This is a genomic window from Arenimonas sp. SCN 70-307, assembly GCF_001724815.1.
Taxonomy (GTDB): Bacteria; Pseudomonadota; Gammaproteobacteria; order Xanthomonadales; family Xanthomonadaceae; genus Arenimonas.
In genome coordinates this window covers 30,174-45,042 of sequence record NZ_MEDO01000003.1, presented here as the reverse complement: position 1 = coordinate 45,042, position 14,869 = coordinate 30,174, and the positions used below count along the sequence as shown (strand labels likewise).

Sequence of the window (14,869 nt, the reverse complement as noted above, 5' to 3'; positions counted from 1 at the left end):
CGCCGGCCCGGCCAACACCACCGTGGCTTGCAGTATGGGCCTTCCCGGCCCGGACTGGCTCAGGTGACATGGAAGAGGCTGGCGCGCGGGTCCGGTGCGTAGCGAACGCGGGCCCGGCCGTAGCGTCGTGCCGGACTTTCGCTCGCCTGCTGGAGCGCCTCGATCCAGTGCGCCCGGGTCAGCCCGGTGCCTTCCACCGGCAGCCGGGCATAGTCGGCCGCCACCTGCCTGAACCGGCAAAAGTCCTCGTATTCGGCCAGGTCCTCGCGCTCGAGCTGAAGCAGCACGTCCACCAGGACGGCGAGGTCGAGCTGGCCGACCACCGGGGTGTCGGCCGGAAGCATGCGGTCGGGGCCGGTGCGGTAGGTCTCGATGGCCTCCAGCCGCCGGACCAGGTCCGGCGGGGCGTCCCAGCCCGGGTCGGCCACCAGCGCCTCCAGCCGCTGCAGCGAGGCGAGCCGCGAGGTTACGAAGGCGGGCTGGCCGCCGCCCGGGTAACGGTCGAGCGCGCGCTGCGCGGCGGTGGCGAACTGATCGAGCGTCAGGGTCGGGGACTCCGGGCTCAGCGCCGCCAGCGTGGCGTTGAAGGCCGCCAGGCAGGTGCCGGCCAGATCGTGCCCGGCCACCCGGTGGCCACGCAGCGGCGTCAGCGTGAGGAAGTCCAGGAAACCCTTGGGATAGGTGAGGTTGGTGTTGAGCGGGGTGTCCATGGTGGCTCCGGCGTTGGGTTCGCGCATGCATTCGGGAACCCCGGCCTGCGATTACGGCCGGGCCGCCGGCCTGGCGGCCGCCTCACGCCGCGGCGACCCCGGCGCCGGTTAGCATCCGGGCATGGACTCCCTCTCCCAGATCGTCCTGGGCGGCGCGCTTGCCGCCGCCATCGCCCCGGCCCGGCACCGGCGCGCCGCGCTGGCCGCCGGCGCGGCGCTTGGCACGCTGCCCGACCTCGATTCGGTGCCGATGTGGTTCCTCGGGCTCGACCCGGTCACCAGCATGACCTGGCACCGCGGGCCCTCGCATTCCCTGTTCGTGCTGGTGCCGCTGGCGGCCCTGCTGTGGGGGTGGTTCAAGGGCCGCGGCGGGCGCGTGGCCGAAGCCCCCGTGCGCTGGTTCTGGGCCATCACCCTGGCCCTGGTGACGCATCCGCTGCTCGACGCCTTCACCGTCTACGGCACCCAGCTGTGGTGGCCGCTGCCGCCCTCGCCGTCGATGTGGTCGAGCGTGTTCATCATCGACCCGCTGTACACGCTGCCGCTGCTGCTGGCCTTCGTTTTCGCGCTGGTGCGTGGCTGGCGGCCGTCGTCGCAAAGCGCGCTGGTGGCCGGACTGGCCTTGAGCACGGCCTACCTGGGCTGGTCGCTGGTGGCCAAGGCGATGGTCGAACGCGCCGCCGACGCCACGCTGGCCACCATGGGCCTGCAGGACGCGCCGCGTTTTTCGGTGCCCATGCCCTTCAACACGCTGCTGTGGCGCGTGGTGGTGATGACCCCGGAGGGTTTCCTCGAGGGCGAACGCTCGCTGGTGGCCGACGAGGGGCCGATGGTGTTCCGGCAGTACGCGTCCGATACGCGGGCGCTGGCGGAGGCGTCGGGGTTTCCGGCGGTGCGTCGATTGCAGTGGTTCAACCGCGGTTTCATGAAGGCCGAATCGCGCGGTGGCCGGCTGGTGCTGTCGGACCTGCGCATGGGCGCCGAGCCCGACTACAGCTTCCGTTTCGTGGTGGCCGAGCGCGAGGGCAGCGGCTGGCGCGAGATCACGCCGCAGCAGATCGCCTGGCCCTGGGAGGCCCGGCGCCGGCTGTCGTCGATGTGGGAGCGGATCTGGGAGCGGCCGGCCGAGGAAGCCGCGCTGGCCGCCGCGGGCACGGCGCGGGTTCAGGCCGCGTCGGCGAAACCGGGCGAGACACCGGCGGCCAGCGCGTCGAAGTAGTCGCGGGTCAGGCGCAGCTGTTCGTCGGCCGTGGTGGCATGGTTGACCACGCCGCGGAAGGCGGCGTTCTCGGGCCGGTCCCTGGCGTACCAGCCCAGGTGCTTGCGGGCGATGCGCACGCCGGATTCCTCGCCGTAGAACTCATGCAGGTGGCGCAGGTGCGCGAGCAGGATGTCGCCGACTTCGGCCACGCCCGGCCCGGGCAGGATTTCGCCGGTGGCGAGGTAGTGCGCCACCTCGCGGAAGATCCAGGGCCGGCCCTGGGCGGCGCGGCCGATCATCACTGCGTCGGCGCCGGTATGGCGAAGCACGAAGGCGGCCTTTTGCGGCGAGTCGATATCCCCGTTGGCCAGCACCGGGATGCGCAGCGCGGCCTTCACCGCGGCGATGGTGTCGTACTCGGCGAAGCCCGTGTACTGCTGGTCGCGGGTGCGGCCGTGCACCGCCAGCGCGGCGATGCCGCTGTCCTCGGCGATGCGGGCGATGCGCAGCGCGTTCTTCTGGTTGGCGGCCCAGCCGGTGCGGATCTTCAGCGTCACCGGGACGTCCACCGCCGACACCACCGCCGCCAGGATGCGCGCCACCAGGGCCTCGTCGCGCATCAGCGCCGAGCCGGCCCAGGCGTTGCACACTTTCTTCGCCGGGCAGCCCATGTTGATGTCGATGATCTGCGCGCCGTGGTCCACGTTGTGGCGCGCCGCCTCGGCCATCACCTCGGGCACGGTGCCGGCGATCTGCACGCTGATCGGGTCGGGCTCGCCGGCGTGGTCCATGCGGTGGCGCGACTTGGCGGTGTGCCAGAAGCGCGGGTCGGAGGTCGTCATCTCCGACACGCACAGGCCCGCGCCCAGCTGCTTGCAAAGCATCCGGAACGGTTTGTCGGTGACGCCGGCCATGGGGGCCAGCACCACGCGGGGCTCGATGGCGTGGGGGCCGATGCGCATGGGGCGGCATTCTAGCCGCCCGGGGCACTCAGCGGCGGGGCCGGGGGCGGCGCCAGAACAGCAGGCCGGTCACCAGCAGGAAGGTGGGCAGCAGGCCGGCGGCCACCATCGCCAGCTTCATTGGCAGGCCGCCGACGGCGGCCACGTGCAGCGGGTAGATGGCGTTGGTCAGGCGCACGCCGGGTGCGTCGGCGGTGGCGTCGTAGCGCAATAGGGTCTGGCGGCCGTCGCGGGAGGTCGCCACCACGCTGCGGCCCACCGGATGCCACTCGCCGGCGGCCTGGCCGCGGAAGCTGACGATGGAGGCACCGGGCGCCGGCGGGGCGATGCGCGCGATGCGGCCGTCCGGAAAGGCGGCCTGGGCCCGGGCCAGCACGCGCGGCCAGTCGATGTCGGTCGGCACGGCCGCGGGCGCGGCCGCCACCGGCGTGGGCCCGGCGCCCAGTGCGCCCACCAGCACGGCGCGAAAGCCCGCGTGGTAGATCATGCCCAGGCCCGTGATCGTCGCCAGCGCCAGCAGCGGCAGGGTGAGTGCGCCGCTGCTGCGGTGCCAGCTCAGCCAGCGCCGGGCCGGCGGGCCCGAGTGCCAGCGCAGCTGCCCGCCGAGGCGCCCGCGTTTGGGCCACCACAGATAGAGGCCGCCCAGCAGCAGGAACATCGCGATCCAGCCGGCCACGCCCAGCACCTGCTTGCCCGTGGCGCCGCCGAGCAATTCCACGTGCCAGTGGTGCAGCCACATCAGCCAGTCGTCGTGGTGGCTGCGCTCGAGCAGCAGGCGTCCGTCGTCGGGCGCGAAGTAGGCGCGGCGACCGTCGGAGAAATGCGCCTGCCACACGGGCAGGCCGGCCTGCGGCAGGTCGAGCACGGTCAGCCCGCGCGGTGCCTGTTCCTGCAGCAGTCGGCCCATCACATTGCCATCGGCCACCGGCGCGTGCGCCGCCAGTTGAGGCCGCGTGGCCAGCAGCAGCTCGGTGTGGAACACCAGCACCGAGCCGGCCAGCGACACCAGCGCGAACAGCGTGCCCGCCGTCAGGCCCAGCCAGAGGTGCAGCCAGGCCAGGGCCGCGCGCAGCCGCCTCTGCAGGCGGCTGGGCGGCGCGGGCACGGCGTTGCCGTCCGCCATCGCCGGGCTCAGAACCGGTGCGACCAGGCCAGGCTCAGCACGCGGCCGCGCCCGGCCACGTAGTCGTCGTTCGAGGGCGTGGTCTGCGAGTAATAGCTGATGTACTGCTCGCCCAGCAGGTTCTCGACGCCGACCGACAGCGCGCCCACCGGCAACGCGAAGCGCGCCTGCAGGTCGAGCGTGGTGTAGCCCTCGAAGGCGGCGACGCGGGCGCCGAAGCGCTCGAAATCGCGGTCGAAGGCGCGGCTGGCCTGCAGGCGGGTGGCCACGCCTTCGGTCCAGCTGCGCTCCCAGAACGCGGTGGCGCGGTCGGGGCTGATGTTGATTCCCTCGAGGTCGGTGTCCACCTGGCCGTCGAGGTTGCGGTCGTAGCGGCCCTCGGTTCGCGCATAGGCCAGGCCGATTCGGTCGGCCTCGCCCAGGCGCAGCGCCACGTTGCCCTCGATGCCGCGGATCTCGGTCTTCTGGCGGCTCACGTTGTAGGTGTCGGTGGCGGCGTCGTAGACCAGCAGCGAGCCGAGGTCGGAATTGGACCAGTACGCGGCCAGGTGCGCGCTCCAGCGGCCGTCGTCGTAGTCGAGGCCGATCTCGCGGTTGTCGGCCACCACCGGCGAGAGGTCGACGAGGCTGTCGACGTCCTGGCCCGGCACGCTGATGGCGCGCAGCACGCGGCCGATGTCGGCCACGGTGTAGCCCTCGGCGTAGGAGCCATAGAAAGCCAGTGCGTCGGTGGCCTGCCAGGTGATGCCGGCGTTGCCCAGGGTCTCGCGCGTCTCGGGCTGGCCGCCGCGCACGAGCTGCGAGCCGTAGATCGGCAGCGTGGTGTAGTCGTCCACCTCGAGCTCGCCGCGCTCGTGGCGCAGGCCGCCGACCAGGTTCAGGTCGCCGAGGTTCCATTGCAGCTGGGCGAAGGGCGACACCGAGGCGTAGGTGGTTTTCGGTACCCAGTCCAGACCCACCTCGAGCAGTTCCTGGGCGGTGGTGTCGCGCGCCAGGTCCATGCCGAAAGTGGCCTGCAGCGGCAGGCCGGCCAGCGCCGGGTGCGACCAGCTGAACTTGGCGCCGTGCTTTTCCGAAACGTTTTGCGACTGGTCCTGCCAGATCGAACCCGGGGCGTCGCCGAAGAAGTTCACCCAGGGCGAGGAGCCGTAGCGCGCGGCGAAATCAAACCAGTAGAGCTGGGCCTGCAGATAGCCGCCGGCGAAGTCGCGGTCGGTGTAGTCCAGCGACACGTGGCTGGAGCGGTTGCGCGGCGGCTCGAGCGGGCGCTCGCCGCGCACCGAGGTGGCCGTGCGGCCGGTGGTGATGTCGCCGGGCACCGACACGTAGTCGCCATGGCCCTCGAGCTCGTAGTGGCTGGCGGTGAGCTGCAGGCGACGGGCCTCGGACAGGTCCCGGCCGAGCTTGGCGAAGAGGTTGGTGGCACGCGAGTCCATCAGGTCGCCCTGCACGCCGTTCACCGCCAACGCGCGGCCCTCGCCGTCGTAGTGCAGGCCCTCGGTGGCGTGCGAGAGGCCGCCGACGAAATCGAAGGCGCCGCGGCGCGTGCCAAGCAGCCAGGACACGCGGGTGCCGGTGCCGTCGCTTTCGGCGGGCAGTGCGGCGCTGGCGCCCAGCGACACGTCCTGCCAGGTCTCGCCGTCCTCGCGCGGGGCGCGCTTGGTGATGATGTTGATGATGCCGCCCGAGGCGCCCAGGCCCTGCAGCGCATTGGCGCCGTGGATGACCTCGATGCGCTCGATCATGGCCGGGTCGATGGTGTGGGCGTCGCGCGAGCCGTCGCGCAGGGGCGTGGACTGCGGCACGCCGTCGACCAGGTACAGCGGTTGCCGGCCGCGCAGCGACTCGCCGAAGCTGGTCATCTTCTGGCGCGAAGGCGAGAAAGCGGGAATCAGGTTGGCCAGGACCTGTGAGAGGTCGCTGGTGAGGGCAAGCTGCTGCTCGAGCTGGGCCCGGTCGATCACGGTGATGGTGTTGGGCAGCGCGGCCTCGGACCAGGGCAGGCGGCTGGTGCTGGCCGAGACGGTGAGTTCGTCGAGCACGGCCAGGTCGTCATCGGCGCGGGCGGGGAGGGACAGGGCGCCGGCAAGGGCGGCGGCAAGCAGGGAAAGGCGGGGCATGGCACGGTCCGTGGGGAAGTCGTGCGTATGCTAATAAGAATGATTCGCAGTTACAATAACCGGACCAGGCAAAGGACCGGTCCGCATGGCCGGGCTCAGTCCTGCAGGTCCCCGCGGTGGGGCATGGCCAGGGCGGCGCCGTGGTTTTCGGTGGACCTGGCGGCGTAGCGGTTGGCGAAGGCCACCGCCTCGCGGAAAGGCGCCCGTGGCGAGGCCGCGAGCGCGGCGCACAGCGCGCCGCTGAAGGCATCGCCGGCGCCGGTGGTGTCCACCGGTTTGGCCGGTTCGGCGGCGAGGCGATAGCAGGCGCCGTCGTCGCGGCGATGGTGGCCGGGGGCGTGCGAAACAAAAACGCCGTGGCCGCCCAGCGTGATCACCCAGGTCGTGGCCTGAAGCGACTGGCACAGGGCATGCAGCGCCTCGGCCGGCATCGCGTGCAGCGCATCGGGGTCGACCGAGCCACCAGCGTGGCGTGCCAGCAGGGCCGCGAACTCGGTTTCGTTCGGCGTCAGCACGTCGGCCAGCGCCAGCAGGGCCGGCGTGGTCGGCGCGTTCGCCGGCGCGGGGTTGAGCACGGTGGTGGCGCCGGCCTCGCGGCCGCGGGCGAGCGCGGCCTGCACGGCCGCGGGCGCCACTTCCAGCTGGGCCAAAACCACGTCGGCGCCGTTGAAGGCCGGCCGCATCGCGTCGATGAAACCCGTGCCGAGCGCGGCATTGGCGCCGGGCGCGACGGTGATGATGTTGCGGCCTGCGCGGTCGATGAAGATGCCCGCGGTGCCCGAGGGCAGCGCGGGGTGGACTTCGGCGTGCAGTTCGATGCCCTCGTCGCGCGCCAGCGCGCGCGCATCCGCGGCGGCGGCGTCCTCGCCCAGCGCGGTCACGAAGGCGGTGCGCGCACCGGCGCGCGCCGCGGCCACGGCCTGGTTGAAACCTTTGCCGCCCGGTCCGCTGGCGTAGGTGCCCAACCGCGTCGCGCCCGGCGCCGGCAACTCGTCGCTGCTCCAGGCGTGGTCCTGGTTGTACGAGCCGACGACGATGACGGTGCCCATCTCAGGCACCCAGGGACATCAGCACGCCGGCGATGGTGGCGGTCATGAAGGTCGCCAGGGTGCCGCCGAGCACGGCGCGCAGGCCGAACTTGGCCAGGTCCTGGCGGCGCTCCGGGGCCAGGCCGCCGATGCCGCCGATCTGGATGGCGATGGAGCTGAAGTTGGCGAAGCCGCACAGCGCGTAGGTGGCGATCAGCTTGCCCTTCTCGGTCAGCTCCACGCCCTCGACGCGGCCGTTGACGATGTCGGCCAGCTGCAGGTAGGCCACGAACTCGTTGATGACGACCTTCTGGCCGATCAGCGAGCCCACCGTGGTGGCGTCCTGCCAGGGCACGCCGATCACCCAGGCGATGGGCGCGAGCACGTAGCCGAAGATGGTGGCCAGGTCGGTGGGCTTGCCCAGCCAGGCGGCCAGGCCGGTGGCTTCGCCGGCCCAGGTCAGCGGCGCGTTGATCAGCGCGATCAGGGCGATGAACGCCAGCAGCATCGCGCCGATGTTCAGCGCCAGGCGCAGGCCATCGGCGGCGCCGGCGGCGGCCGCGTCGATGATGTTGCTGGTGGTCTTCTCGACCTCCATCTTCACCGTGCCGCGGGTGAGCGGGTTGCCGGTCTCGGGGATGAGCAGCTTGGCGATGACCAGCGTGGCCGGCGCGGCCATGATCGAGGCCGCCAGCAGGTGCTTGGCGTAGAACTGCGCCTGCTCCGGGTCGCCGCCGCCGAGCATGCCCACGTAGGCGGCGAGCACGCCGCCGGCGATATGGGCCATGCCGCCGATCATCATCGTGATCAGCTCCGACTCGGTCATGCGCGGGATGTAGGGCCGCACCGTCAGCGGCGCCTCGGTCTGGCCGATGAAGACGCTGGCGCAGACGCTGGTGGTTTCGGCGCCCGAGACCTTCATCACCTTGGTGATGGCCAGGGCCATGATGCGCACGATGAACTGCATCACGCCCAGGTGGTACATCACGCCCATCAGCGCGGCGAAGAAGATGATGGTCGGCAGCACCTGGAACGCGAAGATGAAGCCGAACTTCGACGTGTCCATCAGGTCGCCGAAGATGAAGGTCGAGCCGGCCGAGACGAATTCGAGGATCTTCACGAAGCCGTGGCCGAGCAGGTCGAATACCTCGCGGCCGCCCGGCACCAGCAGCACCAGCGCGGCGAAGCCGATCTGCAGGGTGATGCCGGTGAGCACCAGGCGCCAGTCCACGGCCCGCTTGTTGTTGGAGAAGAGCCAGGCGATGCCGATCAGGACGCTGAGCCCGAACAGGCCGAAAAAGATGCTGGAGACCATGGAGGAGACGCCGCAGGAGGATGCGGCAGGGTAGTTCAGCCCCCCGGCCCCGGCAAGGACGGGGCTAACCGCCGTCCCGGGCCACCACGCGGTTGCGGCCGGCGGCCTTGGCCTCGCGCAGGCGCAGGTCGGCGCGCTTCATCAGGCCCGACAGGTCGTTGGCGTCCTGCGGGCAGCTGGCCAGGCCGGCGCTGAGCGTGAGCCGGCGCGGCTCGACGTCGGCCTCGGGCACGAAGGGCGCCTCCTCGAGCCGGCGCCGCAGGACCTCCATGCGCTCCCAGGCCGCCCCGATGGGCAGCGGCAGCACGAGCACGAACTCCTCGCCTCCGACGCGGATCATCGGCTCCTCGCGGCCCAGCTCGCGGCGCAGCACGGCCACGGCGTGGCGCAGGGCGCGGTCGCCTGCCAGGTGGCCGAGCTCGGCATTGATGTGGCGGAAATGGTCGAGGTCGACCAGGGCCAGGCTCAGGGTGCGGCCCTCGCGGCGCGCCTGCTCGACGCGCGCCGGCACCTGCGAATTGAGGTAGCTGCGGTTGTGCAGGCCGGTCAGGCCGTCGGTGCTCGACCACTGGGTCAGGCGGCGGGCGCGGAAGACGATGACGGCGGTCACCAGCGTCACCACCAGCAGCAGCACGAGGCGCTGGAGCTGGGTGGCGGCCGACACCGCGCCGTACTCGGCGCTCACCAGCGGGCCGTCGGCCATCTGGGTGACCACCAGCCACAGCAGCGCCGACTGCAGCATCGCCAGCGCGCCGGCGGCGAGGGTGACGCGCAGGTCCTGGCGCAGCGCGGTGGCGAAGATCGCCAGCAGGTAGCAGGCCCACACCACGGTGCTGTTGAGCGTGGCCACCGGCGTGCTGAGCACGCCCAGCAGGGCCAGCACGGCCGTCACCAGGGTCACGTCGAAACACGAGGAGGCCATCGGCAGCCAGTCCGGCCGGCGCTTGCCCAGCACCAGGCGCAGCCAGGCCAGGCTGAAGAGCAGCACGCCGGTCGCGCCGACCAGGCCGGCGATGGTGTCGGGCCAGGTGCCGCCGCCGAGGCGGTTGAGCGGCGGCAGCAGGAGCAGCAGCACCGAGGCGAGCACGCGCAGGCGCGCGACCAGCAGTTCGCCGCCGGCGCCGATTTCCAGCAGCAGGTCGTCCGGCGGTTCGCGCAAGGCGCCGGCCAGGTCGTCGAGGGTCTCTCGCAGGGTGCTCACGCGGGGGGTCGTGGCCTGTTGAAGTGCGCGCCAGCATAGCAAGCGGGCGCGCGTGGCGGTCAGGCGGCCGGCCTCATCCGGGCAGGCCCATCACCGCGACCCACAGGCCCAGGCCGGCGAACAGCGCGGCGGCGGCGTAACGCGCGGCCTTGAGCGGCAGCTTCGCGGCAAAGGCCGCGCCCAGCAGCACCACCGGCACGTTCGCCAGGGCCATGCCCAGCGTGGTGCCGGCCACGACCTGCCACAGCGGCTCGTACTGCGCGGCCAGCACGACCGTGGCCACCTGGGTCTTGTCGCCGATCTCGACGATGAAGAAGGCCACCAGCGTGGCCAGGAAGGGCCCGAAGCGCGGCGCCCGGGCCTCGTCCTCGTCGAGCTTGTCGGGCACCAGCGCCCAGGCGGCCACGGCGAGGAACGAAAGCACCACGCCCCAGCGCAGCACCTCGGGGCTCACCCAGCCCGACACCAACGAGCCGATCCATCCGGCCAGCGCGTGGTTGAACAGGGTGGCCACCAGGATGCCGGCGATGATCGGCCAGGGCTTGCGGTAGCGTGCCGCCAGCACCAGCGCGAGTAGCTGGGTCTTGTCGCCGATCTCGGCGATGGCGACGGCAAAGGTGGAAACGAGCAGTGCGTCCAATTCTCAACTCCGGGGCCGGGTGCGGGGCAAGGGAAGGCCGGCGTGCCGCCACCCGGCCTGGGTGCGGAACGCCAGCCTCCGGTCTTGCCCGCAAGGCCTTCGCCTTGCCCGCGCACCATGGCGCTTGCCAAGTGTGTTGACGCGCGGAAACCCCGGGAGGGGACGGGCTACTCCCCGAAGACAGGGAAAGCCCCTCCATTATAGCGATATCGGCGGACCACAGGTTGCAGATGCAGTCGAGCCCGGCTGGCGAGTGATGCCCCAGGCGTCGAGCGCGCGGCCGGCGAATACCCGCTCGCCAAACCGATCGCGCCGGAACGTGGTGGCCTCCGCGGCGATGCGCACGCGCTCGGCCTCCGGCAGGTTTATGCGCGCAGCGGTCCGCGGGTGGATGGTCGTGCCGAACAGTTGGCTTGAAAGCACCAGGTGGAACCACGTGCGCGCCGGATCGTCCCCAATGAGCCCCGAGGCGAAGTCCCCGTCCATCGCATAAGCCTTCAACAGGCTGCGCGACGCCTCGGGGACGCCGGCATCGAGCGCGGCCTGCAGCTGGCGCGCGGCATTGCGCCGCCAGGCATCGAAGCCCGGGTGCTGGTAGATGCCACGCTGGTCGTGCAGGTTGCTGCCGGCTTCGAAATAAAGCACGGCGGCCGGACCATGGCCCGCGGCGGCAGCCGGGGCCAACAGTGACAGCAGGTCGGGGTCGTCCCCTGCCCCCGCCGCTTCGCAGTCGCTCTTCTGCTGGATTCGCAACAGGCTGTCGTTGGCCACGTCGTTGGCCTGGTCGAGCTTGCCTTCCGCCTCGAGCCGGTCCTCCCGTGACCGGTCGAAGCCATCGGGTTGCCAACGTTTGAGCCGGGCGCAGCGAATCCGCTCCACCGCCAGGCGACAAGCGGCCTCCGGGTTGCCGGCGAGCGCCAGCGCTTCGAGGGCCGGCAGTCGCTGCGCCAGCGGCAGCGCCTCGGAAGGCAGCACGGCATCGGGCGGCGGCTCGGGCGGATCGCCCCGTTCCCGGGCATCCTGCGCTGGCGCGTCCGACGCCCTGGCGGTTTGCCTGGCCTCGTCGTTCCGAGCGCCGTCGCCGGCCCCTGGCAACAGCGTCCAGGCCATCCACGCGGCGAGCACGGCCAGCACCAGCGTGCCGACGACGATCCGGCGTCCGGTCACGGTGCGGCTCCCGGGGCGACCTGGCTGCAGGCCTGTCCGCTGGCATGCATCATCGGCAGACGGTGTCCATCGTCGCCGGTGCGCACGGGCAGCCGCACGATGGGGAAATGCGCGGCATGCCACTGGGTGGCCAGCGCCCGCGCCTGGTCGCGCACGGCTGGGTCCTCGGGGCGAGCGAGCAGGGCGGCCAGGCTTGCCGCCTCCGCCCCGTCATCGACCAATTTCGCGAGCAGCTCGACGTAGGCGCGCTCGCGCACCGGGTCGGGCGGCAGCAGCTTGTGCAACTGGCCGCCCATCAGCGGGTCCGGGGACACCATGAGGAACACCAGCACTTCCGGGTAGCCAGCCTCGAACAGCGTCTGAAGCATCGCCGGGGCTTCCCGCCGCCAGGTGTCGAAGTCGGGCGAGCGCAGGTACGCGTGGCTTTCGCCGGGCATCCCGAATCCCTCGCCCAGCGCATAGCGCAGCATGGCTTCGGGTTCGCCGGCGAACGCCGCCTGCCGCAGCCAGTTGAAGTGCTGGCCGACGTGGCGTTCGAGCAACGCGGCGCAACGTTCCGTGGCCCGCCCGCCCGCGGGCGCCGTCTGGCTGCGGGCCATCACGGCTTGCTCCCGGCACAGCTGCAGCTCGGCGGCAAGCTGGCAAGCGGCGCGGGCGTTGCCCGAATTGGCCTGGGCTACCAGCTCGCTTATGTGAGGCAGCGGCGCGGGAGGTGCAGGCTCTCCATTGGCGTCAAAGCGCGGAACGACAGCCCCCGGTGTCGCCGATGGCTCCAGCGGCAGGCCGGTGAGTTCTTCCGGCGACATTCCTGCCGGCGCAGGCCGCTCGGGTTCAGTGCGTGGGCGCTCGTCGTAAGAGGCCTCGCGCCACGCGAGTCCGACAAGCAGGGCGAGCAGCAGGGCGATCAGGGCAACGCGGCGGGGAGCTGGCATCAATCCGGGGGCAACGCGGGGGAAGGCCAGTAGACCCCGCCCCCGCGTCGGGCATCAAGCCCTGCTTGTTTCAGTCGACCTGCGGCGCCTCGCGCGCAATGCGGGCGACGACGCCGTCGGCGACGACCACGCGCACCGACTCGCCCGGCGGAACAGGCGGCGCCGGCGGCGAAGGCGGCGCGGCGGGAACGGCCGGCGTCGCCGCGGCGCGCGGCTTGGGCGGGGCGGGCGGTGCCGGGGGCGCAGGCGGGGCGGGCGGCGCCGGCGGCGCCGGCGGGGCGAACCAGCGCACGTCCGGCGCCTTGGGCGCGGTGGCCTGCACGGTGCGCGTCTTGCGGTCGCGCAACACTTCGATGGCGATCTTGTCGCCGGCATCCTGGCCGCGCAGCGCCGACATCGCCTCGCGCGGCGTCGCCACCGCCTTGCCGTCGATGCGCTGGATCACGTCGCCCGGCTCGAGCTGCTCCAGGCCCGGGCCGGTGCCCAGCACCAGCACGCCGCGGTCGGTGCCGAAATAGCGGCCAAGCTTGGCGTCCACCGAGGCCAGGTTCAGGCCGTTCCAGCGGAAGGCCTCGCTCAGGACGGGCACCTTGCAGTCCTCGCCGGGCGGGCAGGGCGCGGCGGCGATGCGCGCCACCTCCATCTCGATGCCCGGGTGCAGCAGCGGCTGCGCACGAACCGTGACCGGGCCATCGACCTCAACTGCGCGGACCATGTCGCCGTCGAACTCGAACTGGAAATCGTCGCCGCGGAACATCATCACGCGGTTGATGTGCGCGGCCTTGACGGTCGCCTGGCCCGGCTTGCCGTCGCGCAGGTAGCCCACGACCACGTCCTGGCCGAGTTCGAGCGACTCGAGCAAGCGCCGGACCTCATCCACGGCCGCGTCGCCGCGGCTGGACAGGCGCTTGCCGTCGAGGCTGGCCATCACGTCGCCGCTGCGCAGGCCGGCCTGGGCGGCGGGGCCACCCGGCGTCACCGCGGAGATGACCACGCCGTCGCCCTCCTTGGCGGGCGAAAGCACCACGCCCAGGCGCGGCCGCGGCGAGGGATCGCCGAGGCTGCCGAAGACGGCGCGCGGCGCGACGGTGCCGGCCTCGCGGCTGAGTTCGGCCACGCGCCGCGCCGCCTCGGCGAGCTCGGTGCGCGCTTGTTCGAGCTCGGCGCGCAGCGCGGGGTCGGCCGCGGGCGCGCTGGCCGGCCGGGGCGCCGGCGCGGGCGCCTGGGCCAGGGCGGGGGTGGCCAGGGTGGCCGCGACCATCAGGGAAAGCAGGCGCAGTTTCATCGTCGTTCCTCGTCTTCGGTTCAGTAAGTGGCGACCAGGTCGCCTTCGAAATGGCCGCCCTGCATGGCGACCCACTGTTCGGTGCCGCGCAGGCTGGCGTAGTCGCGCAGCAGGGCCACGCGGCGCTGCCACAGCAGCGCCTCGGCGTCGTCGGCCAGCGCCGGATCGGCAAGCGCGGCGTCGATGTCGCGCAGCCGTTCCTCGAAAGCCAGGCCCAGAAGCAGCGCATTGGCCGAGCCGGATTCGGCGCCCGAGATCGTCGCGAGCAGCCCCTCGAGCTGGGCCGATTCCTGCATCAGGGCCTGCAGCGCGGTGGCGTCGGCCGCTCCCTGCGGCGCGGCGTCGGAACCACCCGGCCCGGCCAGGCGCAGCGGAAGCACCAGCGCCAGCGCGAGCACGGCCGCGGCGGCGGCCGCGAGCGCGAACGGCCAACGCGGTCCGCGCGGCCGGTCGGTGGTGGCATGGATGCGCGCCGCCAGCACCGGCCAGGCGCTGCGTTCGGGCGTTTCCAGCGGCAGGCGCGACAGCGCTTCGGCCACCGTCAAGCCGGGCGGGTGCGGTCGGATGTCGTCAGGCATGGGAGTGCACCTCCGTTTCGATGCGCAGCAGCTCGCGCAGGCGGCGGGTGCCGCGGGCGAGCTGCGATTTGGAGAAGCTGGCCGTCCTGCCCATCAGGCCGGCGATCTCTTCGTGGGTGTAGCCCTCGGCGTGGTAGAGCCAGAGCACGCTGCGGGTGGCGTCGGGCAGGCGTTGAAGGGCCTGGCCCAGCAGGGCCGCGTCGGCGGCGGCCGGCGGCAGCAGCAGTTCGTGGGCCTCGAGGGTTTCTTCGTCGGCCTCGCCGGCTTCGGCCAGGCGCGCACGCTTGCGCAGCCGCATGAGCGCCTCGTTCACCGCGATCTGGCGCAGCCAGCCCCAGAACGGCGACTCGCCGCGGAACTCGCCGATGCGGTCGAAGAGCTTGAGCATGGTGTCCTGCAGCACGTCCTGCGCCTCCTCGCGCTGGCCGGTCAGGCGCAGGGCCAGCGTGAACACCGGCCGCTCGAAGCGCCGGTAGAGCTGCTCGAACGCGCTCGCCTCGCCGCGCTGGGCGCGGCGCAGCAGGGCGTCCGGGACATCGATGGCGAAGGCGGAAGGCAGGCTCACATCCCCTTGGATGCGGCAGGGGCGGAAAGCGTCGCACAAAAA

Annotated in this window: 14 protein-coding genes; 1 reads left to right on the top strand and 13 read right to left on the bottom strand. The window is 72.2% G+C overall.

Features of this window, described 5'->3' with window-relative positions:
- Positions 1 to 59: 59 nt before the first annotated feature.
- Entirely contained in the window at positions 60 to 710 is a 651-nt protein-coding gene (locus ABS41_RS02140) for a hypothetical protein (protein ID WP_290589860.1), read from the bottom strand.
- Between the two features lie 121 nt (positions 711 to 831).
- Between ABS41_RS02140 and ABS41_RS02135 the strand changes: the two genes are divergently transcribed.
- Positions 832 to 1,929 carry a metal-dependent hydrolase gene (locus tag ABS41_RS02135; protein ID WP_290589857.1) on the top strand — a complete coding sequence of 366 codons (1,098 nt, stop codon included), beginning with the start codon at positions 832 to 834 and terminating at the stop codon, positions 1,927 to 1,929.
- On the opposite strand, the gene dusB is transcribed toward ABS41_RS02135, so the two are convergent.
- From dusB to ABS41_RS02075, 12 genes are all read right to left on the bottom strand, one after another.
- Positions 1,875 to 2,873 (bottom strand): tRNA dihydrouridine synthase DusB, encoded by a 999-nt coding sequence (gene dusB, locus ABS41_RS02130; RefSeq protein WP_290589854.1) that lies wholly within the window; start codon positions 2,871 to 2,873, stop codon positions 1,875 to 1,877. The two genes, ABS41_RS02135 and dusB, sit on opposite strands and share 55 nt — an antisense overlap.
- Positions 2,874 to 2,901: 28 nt before the next feature.
- The gene (locus tag ABS41_RS02125; protein ID WP_290589851.1) at positions 2,902 to 3,996 is read right to left on the bottom strand and encodes a PepSY-associated TM helix domain-containing protein; all 1,095 of its coding nucleotides are present in this window, start codon (positions 3,994 to 3,996) and stop codon (positions 2,902 to 2,904) included.
- 8 nt (positions 3,997 to 4,004) lie between these two features.
- Positions 4,005 to 6,116, bottom strand: a complete 2,112-nt coding sequence (locus ABS41_RS02120; protein WP_290589848.1) for a TonB-dependent receptor — start codon at positions 6,114 to 6,116, stop codon at positions 4,005 to 4,007.
- 95 nt (positions 6,117 to 6,211) lie between these two features.
- Positions 6,212 to 7,165, bottom strand: coding sequence for a ribokinase (locus ABS41_RS02115; RefSeq protein ID WP_290589845.1), 954 nt, complete (start codon positions 7,163 to 7,165; stop codon positions 6,212 to 6,214).
- 1 nt (position 7,166) lies between these two features.
- Positions 7,167 to 8,459, bottom strand: coding sequence for a nucleoside transporter C-terminal domain-containing protein (locus tag ABS41_RS02110; protein WP_290589842.1), 1,293 nt, complete (start codon positions 8,457 to 8,459; stop codon positions 7,167 to 7,169).
- A 64-nt stretch (positions 8,460 to 8,523) separates the two neighbouring features.
- Positions 8,524 to 9,660, bottom strand: a complete 1,137-nt coding sequence (locus tag ABS41_RS02105; RefSeq protein WP_290589839.1) for a GGDEF domain-containing protein — start codon at positions 9,658 to 9,660, stop codon at positions 8,524 to 8,526.
- A gap of 73 nt (positions 9,661 to 9,733) precedes the next feature.
- Positions 9,734 to 10,300, bottom strand: a complete 567-nt coding sequence (locus ABS41_RS02100; protein ID WP_290589836.1) for a TMEM165/GDT1 family protein — start codon at positions 10,298 to 10,300, stop codon at positions 9,734 to 9,736.
- A 198-nt stretch (positions 10,301 to 10,498) separates the two neighbouring features.
- Positions 10,499 to 11,467, bottom strand: a complete 969-nt coding sequence (locus tag ABS41_RS02095; protein ID WP_290589833.1) for a hypothetical protein — start codon at positions 11,465 to 11,467, stop codon at positions 10,499 to 10,501.
- Positions 11,464 to 12,399 (bottom strand): hypothetical protein, encoded by a 936-nt coding sequence (locus tag ABS41_RS02090; protein WP_290589830.1) that lies wholly within the window; start codon positions 12,397 to 12,399, stop codon positions 11,464 to 11,466. Before ABS41_RS02090 ends, ABS41_RS02095 begins: the two co-directional genes overlap by 4 nt.
- Positions 12,400 to 12,469: 70 nt before the next feature.
- Positions 12,470 to 13,684 carry a PDZ domain-containing protein gene (locus ABS41_RS02085; RefSeq protein ID WP_290589827.1) on the bottom strand — a complete coding sequence of 405 codons (1,215 nt, stop codon included), beginning with the start codon at positions 13,682 to 13,684 and terminating at the stop codon, positions 12,470 to 12,472.
- 20 nt (positions 13,685 to 13,704) lie between these two features.
- Complete coding sequence (locus tag ABS41_RS02080) at positions 13,705 to 14,262, bottom strand: hypothetical protein (protein ID WP_290589824.1); 558 nt, start codon at positions 14,260 to 14,262, stop codon at positions 13,705 to 13,707.
- A complete protein-coding gene (locus ABS41_RS02075) occupies positions 14,255 to 14,827 on the bottom strand; it encodes a sigma-70 family RNA polymerase sigma factor (protein WP_290589820.1) in 573 nt (190 codons plus the stop codon). The genes ABS41_RS02080 and ABS41_RS02075 overlap by 8 nt, the downstream gene beginning before the upstream one ends.
- Positions 14,828 to 14,869 lie beyond the last annotated feature (42 nt).

Excerpts from the sequence above, each read along its gene's own strand:
- ABS41_RS02110 (WP_290589842.1), bottom strand. The coding sequence starts at position 8,459 with ATGGTCTCCAGCATCTTTTTCGGCCTGTTCGGGCTCAGCGTCCTGATC.
- ABS41_RS02125 (WP_290589851.1), bottom strand. The coding sequence starts at position 3,996 with ATGGCGGACGGCAACGCCGTGCCCGCGCCGCCCAGCCGCCTGCAGAGG.
- ABS41_RS02090 (WP_290589830.1), bottom strand. The coding sequence starts at position 12,399 with ATGCCAGCTCCCCGCCGCGTTGCCCTGATCGCCCTGCTGCTCGCCCTG.
- ABS41_RS02140 (WP_290589860.1), bottom strand. The coding sequence starts at position 710 with ATGGACACCCCGCTCAACACCAACCTCACCTATCCCAAGGGTTTCCTG.
- dusB (WP_290589854.1), bottom strand. The coding sequence starts at position 2,873 with ATGCGCATCGGCCCCCACGCCATCGAGCCCCGCGTGGTGCTGGCCCCC.
- ABS41_RS02120 (WP_290589848.1), bottom strand. The coding sequence starts at position 6,116 with ATGCCCCGCCTTTCCCTGCTTGCCGCCGCCCTTGCCGGCGCCCTGTCC.
- ABS41_RS02085 (WP_290589827.1), bottom strand. The coding sequence starts at position 13,684 with ATGAAACTGCGCCTGCTTTCCCTGATGGTCGCGGCCACCCTGGCCACC.
- ABS41_RS02135 (WP_290589857.1), top strand. The coding sequence starts at position 832 with ATGGACTCCCTCTCCCAGATCGTCCTGGGCGGCGCGCTTGCCGCCGCC.
- ABS41_RS02115 (WP_290589845.1), bottom strand. The coding sequence starts at position 7,165 with ATGGGCACCGTCATCGTCGTCGGCTCGTACAACCAGGACCACGCCTGG.
- ABS41_RS02080 (WP_290589824.1), bottom strand. The coding sequence starts at position 14,262 with ATGCCTGACGACATCCGACCGCACCCGCCCGGCTTGACGGTGGCCGAA.